Here is a 13,692-nt window from a genome sequence, read left to right as displayed (position 1 = left end):
TTCACGACTTGAAAGGAGTGATAATTTTGTTAGATGTTCAAGTCGATGAATTTACACTAGTCCTACAATCAACGAAGAGACCTAGCCAAATTGAAGGCTGGGAAGGCATGGCAATCAATATCATTAATGAATTTGTTAGACTGTCCAAATTAGAAACCGTATTAGGCAAACTAAAAGAAACGACATATTCATTACCTCAAGGTTATTCAAATGGTTTTGTTTGCGACGATGCTCCATATTATTTCGCAATCGCTTATCATACTGATTTTATTCAGATGGGAATTTGTATAAAATTTTCTGCGCACGCATGGATGCAATACAGAAAGCAATATGAATCATTATTCACTAGTCCGATACAGATACATCAGTTTTTCACGAAAATAAACAACAGCACCTTATATTCTTCCAGACTATCGAGAATTGACATTGCAATTGATTTCATCAATGAAAAAGTGAATGTAAACACAATTTATAATCAGCTTTCTAATAAAAATCAAATCGTTAAAACTGCAACTGGTCGAAAAAACCATTCAGTTTTATCGGGATTAACTAAAAATAATATCACCTCAACTTTTTATCTGGGTTCGAAAGGCAAAAATATAAAAGCTTTACTAAGGGTCTATGATAAGAAGATTGAACAAGTTGAGACAATGGGCGTTCGATATGAAGAGGCTATTCATTATGATGATTGGGTACGCTTTGAAGCAGTTTATAAGGGCGCTTATGCTCATGACCTATCAGACAAGCTAGAAGATATAAGTAATGATACAGAGTTAAAAGATTTATTAGTTTCAGCTCTGACTGATCGTTACCAATTTTATTATGACAAATCTAAAAGATTAACGAATTACACTAGAAAAATGCTTAATTTGCTTAATCAGAGAAATTTTATGTTTAGTTCCCCTTCGCCACGATTGAACCTGTTAGAACAATCACAGAAGCATATTTTAAATGGGTCAGGATTATTTCCCTACTTATTTAAAGTTTGGCGTATTTGGGGAGATGAGGGGCTAAAGAAGTGTTTAGCATTTCTTTACGATGAATTTGAAAACTATGAACCTAATGATGATGTCATAGCTTGGTTAAAAAAGTATTCACCATTATATACAAAACAAGGTTATCCGTTTAAATAAGAAATTCACAAGGAGATGATGTCTTCATGAGCATTGATATGACTTCACAAGACTTTCCATATCTTTTAACTAGAGAACAAGCTGCTCGTTTTCTAGGTGTAGACCCAAAGTCATTTGATAAATATATACGACCGCATAAAGGGCTTGGACGTTTCATGATTGGTCGGCATGAACGATACACAATGAAATCTTTAATACAATTTATTGAAAAACACTCGGTTTAATTTATTGATAGTTGATAAGATGTTAGGTTCGGAATACAATACAGTTGTATTCAACTAGCATCTATCAACTATTTTTATGAAGGGGATTGATAGCATGGCTAGTATTATTAAAAGGGGAAAATCATACCGGGCGCAAGTTTCTTTATACAAACGAGGAGAACATAAAAAACTTTCTAAAACTTTTCCGACAAAGAGAGAAGCAGAACTTTGGGCTTTAGAAATGGAATTGGCGAAAGGAGAAGGCAAAGAACTCGCTTATAGAACAACTACGTTTGCAGACTTCTTTGAGAACTGGATTTATCTTGTAAAAGTAAACGATGTTAAAGAAACGACGTTTCAAAATTATGTTCGTACTTTAGGGGTTATTCGAAACTTATTTCAAGACATCCAATTAAAAGATTTAAACGATATTGTTGTTCAGAAGAAGATAGATAAGTATGCCAAGACACATTCTCGAAAAACTACACATGAAATACTATTGAAGATTAAAACAGCTTTACGCGATGCATATGCTCGTGGTTATATTGCTAATGATTTTGCTCGTTTAGTAAAAACACGTGGTGAAAATCCACCTAAGCGGAATAAGGCATTATCGATTACTGACTTCAAAAAGCTTCGTAATTACGTTTTGCAGCGTCCAGAAGATGAATTCAACCTACTTGTACTACTCGCATTAGAAACGGGTATGCGACGTGGAGAGCTACTAGCAATAAGACCTGAGAGCCTTTATGAATACGGAATAGAAGTTAGACATTCTATCAGTCCCACTTCTGATGACACTTCATTAAAGACACAAAATGCGAAACGTGATGTTTCTATCAACAAAGAAGTGTATGAGCTTATTCGTAAAATGCCTGTTAAAGAGAATGGTTATATTTTCGGCTTTGGTGGCTTTAAACAATCCGAACAATTGGCTGATTTATTAACGGAATTAAACATTAAAAAAACGACTTTTCACGGTCTAAGAGATACCCATGCATCGTTTTTATTTGCTCAAGATATAGATATTGCTTATGTTTCCAAACGATTAGGACACATAAATATTCAAACCACACAGAATTATTATCTGGAATTAATGCCAGAAAAAAAGCACCAGCAAGATGCCGATGCTTTAAGTCTGTTAAGTTCTTTATGAGGTTTAAGCTGATTTGAACCAACTTGAACCAAATAACCTTTGTAAACGTTGATGCAATAAGGAATTGATTAACGTTTTGAGAACTGTGGTGCTCTACGTGCGCCTTTAAGACCGTATTTTTTACGTTCTTTCATGCGTGAGTCACGAGTTAACAGTCCTGCACGTTTAAGTGTACCGCGGTTTTCAGGATCTACTTCAAGCAATGCGCGAGCGATTCCGTGACGGATTGCTCCTGCTTGTCCTGTATAGCCGCCGCCTTTTACAGAAACTAATACATTGTAGCTACCTACTGTTTCAGTTGCTGTTAGTGGCTGTTTAATAACTTCGCGTAAAGCCGCGAATGGAATATATTCTTCTACATCACGATCGTTAATGATGATACGGCCTTCGCCTGGTACTAAACGTACGCGGGCAACAGAGCTTTTACGGCGACCTGTACCATAGTATTGAACTTGTGCCAATATAATGCCCTCCCTTTTATTATCCGCGAAGCTCGTATACTTCCGGTTTTTGTGCTTGATGTTGATGCTCAGCGCCTGCATAAACATGAAGCTTTTTATACATTTGACGTCCTAAAGAACCTTTAGGAAGCATGCCTTTAACAGCAAGCTCAAGCATTTTTTCTGGATATTTTGTACGCATTTCATATGCTGTTCTAGATTTAATACCGCCTGCAAATCCAGTGTGACGATAGTAAATTTTATCAGTTAGTTTTTTACCTGTTAATTCAATTTTTTCAGCGTTAACAATAATCACGTGATCGCCTGTATCAACATGCGGTGTGAATGTTGGTTTATGTTTACCGCGCAAGATAGACGCGACTTCAGTTGCAAGACGACCAAGCGTTTTGCCTTCAGCGTCTACAACGTACCATTTACGGTCGATTTCGCTGGCTTTAGCCATATACGTAGTACGCATTTGTTACCCTCCCAAAAGTTAAATAATTCATTTTCGTATTTATTTTGATCACAATAAGTTTCCGGGGCTTATCGTGGGATTAAAAACAATACCATTGGATATCTTATCATTTTTTACAAGAAAAGTCAACTTTATTTTATACACCAGGTGAAGTTGTTTCAACTTTTTTATCTTTTCTAGCGCAAGTGAAGATCATATTGAAGTTCAATAATTAAATATCTCTATTGGCTCATGAAGTAATTTCTCTAAATCCTTTACTTGTATCGTGAACTTACGCTTTCTTGTATTACTTATAATACACATCCCATAAATAAAGTCCTTCTGCCGGTGCCGTTTTTCCCGCAAGCTGCCGATCATGGGCAGCAAAAATTGCAGGGATATCCTCCGGATCAATTTTCCCGTTACCTACATGGAGAAGCGTTCCTACAATAATCCTTACCATATTATAAAGAAATCCATTTCCTGTAAACGTAAAAATAATTTTATTTTCTCGTTCTTCTATATCGAGTATAGAGATGGTTCTAATCTTATTCTCCTTTGTCGTTTTTGCGGAACAGAAACTCGTGAAGTCATGTGTTCCAACAAAATAAGGCGCTGCTTCCCTAATGCGATCTATATTTAACTTATATGGGTAATAAGATGTAAAATTTCGTTCGAATGGATTTCTTATCTTTCCGGTATACAGAAAGTATTTGTATGTTTTCCCCTCAACATCGTAGCGTGCATGGAAATCTTGACTTACCTTTTCCACGCTTTGTAATGCCACGTCTGTTGGAAGCAAACCATTCATTGCATTTACCCATCTATCTGATGAGAGAATAAGTGACGAATCAAAATGAAAGACTTGACCGTATGCGTGCACACCTGCATCCGTCCGGCCGGAACTCACCGTCTTGATCTCTATGCCTTTATGCATTTTCTTCAATGCCTTTTCAAGTACCTCTTGAACAGTCTTGCCGTTTATCTGAATTTGATACCCAGAATACCCTGAGCCATCGTAAGCAATAATTCCTTTATAACGTTGCATTTTTCAACCCTCATCTTTAGGATCTGAATAAGATTAACAGTACTACAAGCACTATCAGCGAGCCCACTGCGGCAGTATCACGTATCTTCCATTCAAGAATGCGGTATTTCGTTCGCCCTTCTCCACCACGGTAACCTCTTGCTTCCATTGCGGTTGCAAGCTCCTCTGCCCTCTTAAAAGAACTAACAAATAGAGGTATTAATAATGGAATAATAGCTTTAACTCTTTCTTTAATTGGCCCACTAGAAAACTCTACTCCCCTTGCCATTTGCGCCTTCATGATTTTATCTGTCTCATCCATTAATGTTGGAATAAATCGTAGTGAGATAGACATCATTAAAGCAAGCTCATGAACAGGAAAACGCACCTTATTTAAAGGATGCAAGATACTTTCTAATCCATCTGTTAACGTAATTGGTGTCGTCGTTAATGTTAAAAGCGAAGTGACAAATACTAGTAACATAAATCGCATAGAAATAAAGATCCCCTGTCTAAGACCCTCTTCATATATGTTAATAACGCCAACAGACAAAATAATTTCTCCTTCTTTATTGAAAAAAAGTTGAAGAAAAAAAGTAAATATAACTAAATATAAAACTGGCTTTAATCCATTGATTAAAAATTTTATATTCATTTTTGATAATAAAATAATGATACCTACAAATAATAATAACAAGCCATACGTGTATAGATTGTTAGCAAGGAAAACAATACAAATAAAACCAAAAACAAATAATAATTTTGCACGGGGATCAAGACGATGCAGTATGGAGTCACCCGGGATATACCTTCCGAATATCATTTTTTCCATCATAGCGAGTCACCTCGCTCTTTTAGCTCTTGTAATGCTGAAGATAATTCATCAATCGATAAACAAGTTTTTCCTAGCTTTCTATTTAATCTTCTTTCGAGCTTGTATTGGAAATTCACAACTTTCGGTACGTCCAAACCTAAAGAAAGTAACTGTTCAGGCTTTGAAAAAATCGTCCGTGGATCACCAGTTTCTTTTACTTTCCCTCTGTGCATAATGACAATTTCATCAGCATATGTTGCGGCATCTTCCATGCTGTGTGTAACAAGTATAGTTGATAACCCTTTTTGTTGATGCAAACGATGGAACATGTCCATGATCTCTGTTTGCCCTCTCGGATCCAAGCCAGCTGTCGGTTCATCTAACACGAGAACTTCAGGCTCCATCGCCAATACACCAGCAATTGCAACTCGTCGCATTTGTCCACCAGATAAATCAAAAGGCGATTTTTGTAAAACTTCTTCTGTTAATCCTACCTCTACAATCAGTCTTCTCGCACGCTCTTTTGCCTCTTCCTCTGACACACCAAAATTCATTGGTCCAAAACAAATATCCTTCTCTACAGTCTCATCGAATAGTTGATGCTCAGGAAACTGAAAAACGATCCCTACCTTTTGCCGGATTGGTCTGAGGTTCTTTTCTTTTTTGTCAGACGAAATAGTACGATCGCCAATTATAACCTGACCTTTTGTTGGTTTAAGAAGCGCATTTAAATGCTGAATTACCGTAGATTTCCCTGATCCTGTGTGGCCAATTAAGGCTAAAAACATCCCTTCAGGTATCGATATATCAACATCTTGAATGGCAAGCCGCTCAAATGGCGTGTTCGCTTGGTATTTATATTCTACTTGCTGAAGTGCAATGTCCATAGCTCATTCACCAACTCTTCATCTGTCAAATAACTTTTTGAAACATCTAATCCTTTTTCCCTTAAAGCTTTTGCCATTTTTATTTGAAATGGGATATCAAGTCCTAATGCTATCAGTTCCTCTTCCATTTTAAAGATGTCATCTGGACTGCCTTCTGTATATACCTGCCCTTTATTCATTACAATAATTCGGTCTGCTTTAGCTGCTTCCTCTAAATCATGAGTAATAGAAATGACAGTTAAATCTTGCTCATCTTTTAGCTCTCTCACTGTCTGTAGGACTTCCTCTCTACCCAGTGGATCGAGCATAGAAGTGGCTTCATCCAAAATAATCACTTTAGGCCTTAAAGCAATAACACCAGCAATTGCTACACGTTGCTTTTGACCTCCAGAAAGATGGTGTGGCTCTTGATTGAGAAAGTCAGTCATATGTACGCGGTCAAGCGCATCTTTTACACGTTTTTCCATTTCTTCATGTGGGATCCCATTGTTTTCTAAACCAAAAGCCACATCATCTTGTACTGTCGATCCAACAAACTGATTATCGGGACTTTGAAATACCATTCCTACCATACCACGAATATCCCATACAGTTTCTTCAGATACTGTTATTCCTTGAACCATGATAGATCCATCTTCCGGAAATTGTAGTCCGTTTAAAATTTTTGCTAATGTAGATTTTCCTGATCCATTATGGCCAACTATTGCTAGCCATTCTCCATCTTTTACAGAGAATGAAACATCTTTAAGTGCATAGGCATCTTGTTCATCATAACGAAATGAAATATTGTCTATGGAGATTACCGGAGCTGTCACTGCTTTTCCCTCCCTTTTTTCAACAAAGTGAAACTTCTTTATTCAAAAAAGTCCGTAAATAGAAAAAAGCCTGCGCCTCAATCCAAGAAACCACTGCTAGTTTCCGATCCATTAATGAATCTACTCAGAATTGAGGGAGGAGGCGCATCGAGCTAGACAGGATCACTTCAAAGAAAAAGTGCCTATCGTAACGCTCTTTTTTAGCTTTAGATAAATATAAAAAGTCAGTATCTCGTACTGCGAGCAATATTAAGCTGATAGCAATCAATGTTATGCTCACAATTTGTTTAAAAAAAGGGCAAAGCAACTGCCCCGCCCTTTAAAACTTGTAGCTATTATACCAATTCGATGATAACCATTGGAGCTCCGTCACCACGGCGCGGTCCAAGTTTCATGATACGAGTATAACCGCCTTGGCGCTCTGAATAACGTGGAGCGATGTCAGCAAACAGCTTTTGAAGTGCATCTTGATTCGTTTCAGCATTTGCAACTTCATTGCGGATGAATGCACCTGCTTGACGACGCGCATGCAAATCGCCACGCTTCCCAAGTGTAATCATTTTTTCCACCACTGAGCGAAGTTCTTTTGCTCGTGCTTCAGTCGTTTCAATGCGTTCGCTGATAATTAAATCAGTTGTTAAATCGCGAAGCATAGCTTTACGTTGAGAGCTCGTACGTCCTAGTTTTCTATAAGACATCAAGTTTCCCTCCTTTGTTGATATTAGTTATATGTCATCATCCAATTCAGAGGTTGTTCAAATAAGCTAAATAAATTGGCTGTCGAACTTTTTCACTATCCATTTCTTGGGTTCTAACAAACAAATAAAATTCGCTCGTCCCCATCTTGAATCGTTACTTAAAATTCAATGCCTTTTTCATCCAATCATTTGAACATATTCTTTCAGGAGATAAAGTCAGTCATCTTTACGAAGTCCAAGTCCAAGATCATCCAATTTGGCTTTAACTTCTTCTAGAGATTTTCTTCCTAAGTTTCGAACTTTCATCATGTCCTCTTCTGTCTTATTAGCCAGCTCTTGGACAGTATTGATTCCTGCTCGTTTTAGGCAGTTGTATGAACGTACTGAAAGATCCAGCTCTTCAATTGTCATTTCAAGAACTTTTTCCTTCTGGTCTTCTTCTTTTTCTACCATTATTTCTGCATTTTGAGCTTCATCAGTTAAACCAACAAAAATATTCAAATGCTCGGTAAGAATTTTGGCACCTAAAGAAATTGCTTCTTTCGGTCCGATACTTCCATCTGTCCATACATCTAAAGAAAGCTTATCATAGTTAGTCATCTGACCTACACGTGTATTTTCAACTTGATAGTTTACACGTGAAACAGGGGTATAGATAGAATCGATTGGTACAACACCAATTGGCAAGTCATCACGTTTGTTTTGATCTGCCGGAGTATAGCCGCGGCCACGTCTTGCTGACATACGCACTCGGAAGTTAGCATTCTCCCCTAATGTTGCAATGTGCAAATCAGGATTAAGTATTTCTACATCACTATCATGCATAATATCAGAAGCCTTAACAACGCCATCACCTTGTACATCGATCTCTAAAGTTTTTTCTTCATCAGAATAAACTTTCAAAGCTAATTTTTTGATGTTGAGGATGATATTAGTCACATCTTCAACGACACCTTCAACTGTTGAAAATTCATGCTGAACACCTTCCAACTGAATGGATGTGACAGCAGCCCCAGGAAGGGAAGATAATAAAATACGACGTAAGGAGTTACCCAACGTTGTACCATACCCACGCTCAAGTGGCTCTACAACGAATTTCCCGTATTTAGCATCATCGCTGATCTCAATCGTTTCAATTTTCGGCTTTTCAATTTCGATCATTCAATTATACCTCCTTCAAAACGTCGAAACCTCGGTGTTTATTTCCTAATGGAAATATACTCTCCGAAATTCCCCATGTTCATTCCCACTTGTGCAACAACTGGTTGAAGAATTGATTCATACGAACATAAATTCACATAATACCCAATTATACCCTAGTAATACAGAATTTATACAGAACCATTAAACACGACGACGTTTTGGAGGACGACATCCGTTATGAGGAACAGGAGTTACGTCTCTGATTGCTGTAACTTCAAGTCCTGCAGCCTGTAAAGCACGAATTGCAGCTTCACGACCAGCACCCGGTCCTTTAACTGTTACTTCTAGTGATTTCAAGCCATGTTCCATTCCCGTTTTAGCAGCTGTTTCAGCAGCCATTTGAGCAGCGAATGGAGTTGATTTACGTGAACCTCTGAATCCAAGCGCACCAGCTGAAGACCAAGAAAGTGCATTACCTTGTGAATCAGTGATCGTTACGATTGTATTATTAAATGTAGAACGAATGTGTGCAATACCAGTTTCAATATTCTTTTTCACACGACGTTTACGAGTATTAGTTTTACGTGCCATGTTAGAAAGCAACCTCCTTTACAAATTATTTTTTCTTACCTGCTATAGCTCTACGAGGACCTTTGCGTGTACGAGCATTGTTTTTTGTGTTTTGCCCGCGCACAGGAAGCCCACGACGATGACGTAGTCCGCGATAAGATCCAATCTCCATTAGACGTTTAATATTAAGTGAAACATCACGGCGAAGATCTCCTTCAACTTTCAACTTGTCAATATTTTCACGAATCTTAGCAAGCTCGTCATCTGTAAGATCACGAACGCGTGTATCTTCGGAAACACCTGCTTCAGATAAAATCTTTGTAGCCGTGCTTTTTCCGATTCCAAAAATGTAAGTTAAAGCTATTACTACACGTTTTTCACGTGGAATGTCTACACCAGCAATACGTGCCATTGTATAAACGCACCTCCTTCTTATCCTTGTTTTTGTTTATGTTTTGGGTTTTCGCAGATAACCATAACTTTACCTTTTCTGCGAATGATTTTGCATTTCTCACAGATTGGCTTTACTGATGGTCTTACTTTCATTTTTTATAACCTCCTTAGTAGTCCGGAGTGCAATGTTTATTTAAATCGATATGTGATTCTTCCGCGTGTTAAATCATACGGAGATAATTCTACAGTAACTCTGTCTCCAGGAAGAATACGAATAAAGTGCATGCGGATTTTACCCGAAACGTGAGCAAGTACCGTATGACCATTTTCTAATTCTACCTTAAACGTTGCATTGGGCAAAGTGTCAACTACTTTACCTTCTACTTCAATTACATCTTCTTTAGCCATCAAATTCGTCTCCCTTCTCAAAAACATCAACTACTTCTTCTACAAACTTCTCAAGTGCCCACCGTAATTTCCCGTTTGTGACTCGACCGGTTTCTACTATGCTGTCTTGGATGACCGGAGAAACATAGTCGTAACATATAAGATGTTGAATGTTCTTTTTCTTCGGACTATCAAATTTTCTTTTATGTCCATCCGCAATAAGAACAAATCGTCCATCAATGTTTTGGATAATAACTGCAAACTGACTAGCATCTCGTCCTTTTTTCACAAGCACGATTTGACCTATACACGGAGCCGATTTAGACTCATTCAAGTAGATCACCTGCACTCAAATTCTTGTTAATATCTCATAACCTGTTTCAGTAATAGCCACTGTATGTTCGAAGTGTGCGCACATTTTACCATCGACTGTAACGACAGTCCAATTATCCGCTAATGTTCTTACATAGCGACTTCCCGCATTCACCATTGGTTCTATGCAAAGTACCATGCCGGGTCTTAAACGAGGTCCTTTATTAGGCGGACCATAATGAGGAATTTGCGGATCTTCATGCAAATCCTGACCAATGCCATGTCCTACATATTCACGGACAATAGACAAGCCATGTGATTCAACAAATGTTTGAATCGCATGAGATATATTAGAAAGACGTTCGCCTGGTTTTGCTTCTTCCAAGCCGAGATAGAGAGATTTTTCTGTGACGTCCAAAAGTTTTTGAGTATCTTCATCAATGGTCCCGACTGGATACGTCCAAGCTGAGTCTCCATGGTAGCCATTGTAATAAGCCCCGATATCAAGACTGATAATATCACCATCTTTGAGAATACGGCTTCCTGGTATGCCATGCACTAGTTCTTCGTTAACTGAAGCACACACACTGCCAGTAAAACCATTATATCCTTTAAAAGATGGAGAAGCATTATGCTTTTTGATGAACTTTTCAGCAATTGCATCCAGTTCTAATGTCGAAATTCCTGGTTGTATATACTTTTCAAGTTCTTGATGAGTTAAAGCAACAATTTTACCAGCATCACGCATGATTTCTATTTCTCGAGGCGTCTTTGAAATGATCATTACTTCAATCCCTTAAGCAGTTCATCAAGATTAGAAAATACTTGATCTATATGCTGCTGTCCGTTGATATTTTTCAAATAACCTTTTTCGTTATAATAATCAAGTAATGGCTGTGTCTGCTTTACATTCACATCAAGTCGATTTTGAACCGTTTCTGCATTGTCATCAGCACGTTGATACAACTCACCATTGCAACGATCGCACACTCCGGCTTCCGCTGGTGGATTGAAAACGAGATGATAAGTAGCACCACAATTCTTACAAATACGGCGACCTGTTAAGCGTTCCATCAAAATACTTTGATCAACATCGATATTGATGACATAATCAATCTTCTTACCTAAATCAGCAAGTATTACTTCGAGTGCTTCTGCTTGGGCAACTGTTCTTGGAAAACCGTCAAGCAAAAAACCTTGTTCACAATCTTTCATACTTAGTCGTTCTCGGACAATACCGATCGTTACTTCGTCTGGAACAAGTTCACCTTTATCTATAAAAGACTTAGCCTTAAGGCCAAGTTCTGTTCCTTCTTTCATAGCAAGTCGAAACATATCCCCAGTAGAAATGTGGGGAACACCATATTTATCTACAATTTTATCTGCCTGCGTGCCTTTTCCGGCACCCGGAAGGCCCATTAATACTAAGTTCATCCGCAACGCCCCCAAGCATCTAAATGGATTCAGGAACAAGCTAATTGTTCCTAAAACCATCTCAATTATTTAATGAAGCCTTTGTAGTGTCGCTTCACTAGCTGGGCTTCTAATTGCTTCATTGTATTAAGTGCAACCCCTACTACAATTAACAAACCGGTTCCCCCAATTTGTGCTGCTTGAGGTAGTCCCGCAAATTTAATGAAAAAGACTGGAAGGATAGAAATAGCAGCTAAGAAAAGTGCTCCTACAAACGTTAACCGGTATAATACCCGAGTTAAATAATCTTGAGTATTTCTTCCAGGACGAATCCCAGGTATATATCCACCTTGTTTCTTTAAATTTTCTGCTACCTTTTCAGGGTTTACTTGTACGAATGCATAAAAGTAAGTAAATGCAAGTATTAAAGCAACAAATATAACCATCCCAATTGGCTGTGTATGGTCAAAAATTTGTTGAATGGTACCTGCAATTTTACTAGAGCCAAAAAAAGTTGTGATCGTCTGCGGAGTCACCATAAATGCACTTGCGAAAATGACCGGAATAACTCCAGCCGCATTCACTTTTAATGGCAAATGTGTGGATTGCCCACCAACCGGACTACGTCCATCCATGCGCTTCGCATATTGGATCGGAATCTTACGTAAAGCTTGTTGCACGAAAACTACACCGACAACAAGTGCGACAATCGCAAGGAGTACAAGTAGCATTACAACAATTCTTAAAAATAGTTGGTCACCTGCACCTTGAAATTTTTCAGCATAAATCAAATTCACTGCATTAGGAATGCCTGCGACAATTCCAGCAAAAATGATAATCGAAATACCGTTGCCTACACCTTTTGATGTAATCTCTTCACCGAGCCACATAAGGAAAGCTGTTCCTGCTGTAAGCACGATTGCAATAGTGAGATACGTAGCAATACCCGGGTTCTTTATGAGTTCCAAACCTGTCATTTGGTTAAAACCATATGACATACCCATCGCTTGAATCAAAGCCAATATGATAGTGAAATACCTTGTAAACTGTGCTAGCTTACGACGCCCCACTTCACCTTGCTTAGCCCACTCAGTAAACTTTGGTACAACGTCCATCTGCAATAGTTGGACAATGATGGATGCTGTAATATAAGGCATGATACCCATTGCAAATATAGAAAAGTTTTGCAATGCACCGCCACCAAAGATATTCATGAATCCAAACAAGCTCGCCTGATCCTGCATTTTAAGTACGTTTGCATCTACACTTGGAACTGGAATAAAAGCTCCGATACGAAATACAATTAACATTAACAGGGTGAAAATAATTTTTCTTCTTATATCACCCACGCGCATAAAGTTGGAGATTGTCCGAAACATTAAATCACCTCAGTTTTACCGCCGGCAGCTTCAATTGCCTCTTTAGCAGCAGAGGAAAATTTGTTAGCTTTTACTGTAAGCTTTTTCTCGATGTTGCCGTTAGCAAGGATTTTAATTCCGTGTTTCTCTTTACGAACAACACCTGTTTCGATTAGAAGTTCTGGTGTAACTTCCGTACCGTCTTCAAAGCGATTTAAAGCATCTAGATTTACTACCGCAAGCTCTTTGCGATGAATGTTCGTAAATCCACGCTTTGGTAAACGTTGGAACAGAGGAGTTTGACCACCTTCGAATCCGAGACGAACACCGCCGCCAGAACGGGCATTTTGACCTTTATGGCCTTTTCCAGACGTCTTTCCGTTGCCTGAACCGATACCTCGGCCAACACGGTTACGCTCTTTGCGAGAACCTTCAGCAGGTTTTAGCTCATGAAGTTTCATTGTTGGCACCTCCTTAATTTTTATA

20 protein-coding genes are annotated in these 13,692 nt (G+C 38.4%); 3 read left to right on the top strand and 17 right to left on the bottom strand.

Annotated features, from left to right (window positions below):
- Positions 1 to 26: 26 nt before the first annotated feature.
- The 3 genes from BLE01S_RS17475 to BLE01S_RS17465 all read left to right on the top strand — a co-directional run bounded on the left by BLE01S_RS17475 (position 27) and on the right by BLE01S_RS17465 (position 2,492).
- Positions 27 to 1,133, top strand: coding sequence for a replication initiation factor domain-containing protein (locus BLE01S_RS17475; RefSeq protein ID WP_231955874.1), 1,107 nt, complete (start codon positions 27 to 29; stop codon positions 1,131 to 1,133).
- Between the two features lie 26 nt (positions 1,134 to 1,159).
- Positions 1,160 to 1,357, top strand: a complete 198-nt coding sequence (locus BLE01S_RS17470) for a helix-turn-helix domain-containing protein (protein WP_066145313.1) — start codon at positions 1,160 to 1,162, stop codon at positions 1,355 to 1,357.
- A gap of 94 nt (positions 1,358 to 1,451) precedes the next feature.
- Entirely contained in the window at positions 1,452 to 2,492 is a 1,041-nt protein-coding gene (locus BLE01S_RS17465; protein WP_066145312.1) for a tyrosine-type recombinase/integrase, read from the top strand.
- A 68-nt stretch (positions 2,493 to 2,560) separates the two neighbouring features.
- Here the strand turns inward: BLE01S_RS17465 and rpsI are convergent, their stop codons facing one another.
- The 17 genes from rpsI to rplO form a co-directional block, all read right to left on the bottom strand.
- On the bottom strand, positions 2,561 to 2,953 hold the full coding sequence (gene rpsI / locus BLE01S_RS17460) for a 30S ribosomal protein S9 (protein WP_066145309.1): 393 nt from the start codon (positions 2,951 to 2,953) through the stop codon (positions 2,561 to 2,563).
- A 19-nt stretch (positions 2,954 to 2,972) separates the two neighbouring features.
- A complete protein-coding gene (gene rplM / locus BLE01S_RS17455; RefSeq protein ID WP_066145307.1) occupies positions 2,973 to 3,410 on the bottom strand; it encodes a 50S ribosomal protein L13 in 438 nt (145 codons plus the stop codon).
- A 286-nt stretch (positions 3,411 to 3,696) separates the two neighbouring features.
- Positions 3,697 to 4,437 carry a tRNA pseudouridine(38-40) synthase TruA gene (gene truA / locus BLE01S_RS17450; protein ID WP_066145304.1) on the bottom strand — a complete coding sequence of 247 codons (741 nt, stop codon included), beginning with the start codon at positions 4,435 to 4,437 and terminating at the stop codon, positions 3,697 to 3,699.
- 16 nt (positions 4,438 to 4,453) lie between these two features.
- On the bottom strand, positions 4,454 to 5,251 hold the full coding sequence (locus BLE01S_RS17445; protein ID WP_066145301.1) for an energy-coupling factor transporter transmembrane component T family protein: 798 nt from the start codon (positions 5,249 to 5,251) through the stop codon (positions 4,454 to 4,456).
- The gene (locus BLE01S_RS17440) at positions 5,248 to 6,117 is read right to left on the bottom strand and encodes an energy-coupling factor ABC transporter ATP-binding protein (protein WP_066145298.1); all 870 of its coding nucleotides are present in this window, start codon (positions 6,115 to 6,117) and stop codon (positions 5,248 to 5,250) included. The genes BLE01S_RS17445 and BLE01S_RS17440 overlap by 4 nt, the downstream gene beginning before the upstream one ends.
- The gene (locus BLE01S_RS17435) at positions 6,093 to 6,932 is read right to left on the bottom strand and encodes an energy-coupling factor ABC transporter ATP-binding protein (protein WP_066145295.1); all 840 of its coding nucleotides are present in this window, start codon (positions 6,930 to 6,932) and stop codon (positions 6,093 to 6,095) included. The genes BLE01S_RS17440 and BLE01S_RS17435 overlap by 25 nt, the downstream gene beginning before the upstream one ends.
- A 335-nt stretch (positions 6,933 to 7,267) precedes the next feature.
- A complete protein-coding gene (gene rplQ / locus BLE01S_RS17430) occupies positions 7,268 to 7,630 on the bottom strand; it encodes a 50S ribosomal protein L17 (RefSeq protein WP_066145292.1) in 363 nt (120 codons plus the stop codon).
- Between the two features lie 216 nt (positions 7,631 to 7,846).
- Positions 7,847 to 8,791: a DNA-directed RNA polymerase subunit alpha gene (locus tag BLE01S_RS17425; RefSeq protein WP_066145288.1), complete on the bottom strand. Its 945-nt coding sequence runs from the start codon at positions 8,789 to 8,791 to the stop codon at positions 7,847 to 7,849.
- Between the two features lie 183 nt (positions 8,792 to 8,974).
- Complete coding sequence (gene rpsK / locus BLE01S_RS17420; protein ID WP_066145285.1) at positions 8,975 to 9,364, bottom strand: 30S ribosomal protein S11; 390 nt, start codon at positions 9,362 to 9,364, stop codon at positions 8,975 to 8,977.
- A 25-nt stretch (positions 9,365 to 9,389) separates the two neighbouring features.
- Positions 9,390 to 9,755, bottom strand: a complete 366-nt coding sequence (rpsM, locus tag BLE01S_RS17415; protein WP_066145282.1) for a 30S ribosomal protein S13 — start codon at positions 9,753 to 9,755, stop codon at positions 9,390 to 9,392.
- A 20-nt stretch (positions 9,756 to 9,775) separates the two neighbouring features.
- Positions 9,776 to 9,889 carry a 50S ribosomal protein L36 gene (gene rpmJ, locus BLE01S_RS17410; RefSeq protein WP_016205879.1) on the bottom strand — a complete coding sequence of 38 codons (114 nt, stop codon included), beginning with the start codon at positions 9,887 to 9,889 and terminating at the stop codon, positions 9,776 to 9,778.
- A 36-nt stretch (positions 9,890 to 9,925) separates the two neighbouring features.
- Entirely contained in the window at positions 9,926 to 10,144 is a 219-nt protein-coding gene (gene infA / locus BLE01S_RS17405) for a translation initiation factor IF-1 (RefSeq protein WP_066145280.1), read from the bottom strand.
- Positions 10,137 to 10,457, bottom strand: coding sequence for a KOW domain-containing RNA-binding protein (locus BLE01S_RS17400; RefSeq protein ID WP_066145277.1), 321 nt, complete (start codon positions 10,455 to 10,457; stop codon positions 10,137 to 10,139). Before BLE01S_RS17400 ends, infA begins: the two co-directional genes overlap by 8 nt.
- Positions 10,458 to 10,472: 15 nt before the next feature.
- On the bottom strand, positions 10,473 to 11,219 hold the full coding sequence (map, locus tag BLE01S_RS17395) for a type I methionyl aminopeptidase (RefSeq protein ID WP_066145275.1): 747 nt from the start codon (positions 11,217 to 11,219) through the stop codon (positions 10,473 to 10,475).
- Positions 11,219 to 11,869: an adenylate kinase gene (locus tag BLE01S_RS17390; protein WP_066145273.1), complete on the bottom strand. Its 651-nt coding sequence runs from the start codon at positions 11,867 to 11,869 to the stop codon at positions 11,219 to 11,221. The genes map and BLE01S_RS17390 overlap by 1 nt, the downstream gene beginning before the upstream one ends.
- A gap of 65 nt (positions 11,870 to 11,934) precedes the next feature.
- Positions 11,935 to 13,227 carry a preprotein translocase subunit SecY gene (gene secY, locus BLE01S_RS17385; protein WP_066145271.1) on the bottom strand — a complete coding sequence of 431 codons (1,293 nt, stop codon included), beginning with the start codon at positions 13,225 to 13,227 and terminating at the stop codon, positions 11,935 to 11,937.
- Positions 13,227 to 13,667: a 50S ribosomal protein L15 gene (rplO, locus tag BLE01S_RS17380; protein WP_066145269.1), complete on the bottom strand. Its 441-nt coding sequence runs from the start codon at positions 13,665 to 13,667 to the stop codon at positions 13,227 to 13,229. The genes secY and rplO overlap by 1 nt, the downstream gene beginning before the upstream one ends.
- Between the last annotated feature and the right edge of the window lie 25 nt (positions 13,668 to 13,692).

Origin of the sequence: Lederbergia lenta NBRC 16444, from assembly GCF_001591545.1 — a bacterium.
Taxonomy (GTDB): domain Bacteria; phylum Bacillota; class Bacilli; order Bacillales; family Bacillaceae_C; genus Lederbergia; species Lederbergia lenta.
This window is presented reverse-complemented; position numbering and strand designations above follow the sequence as displayed.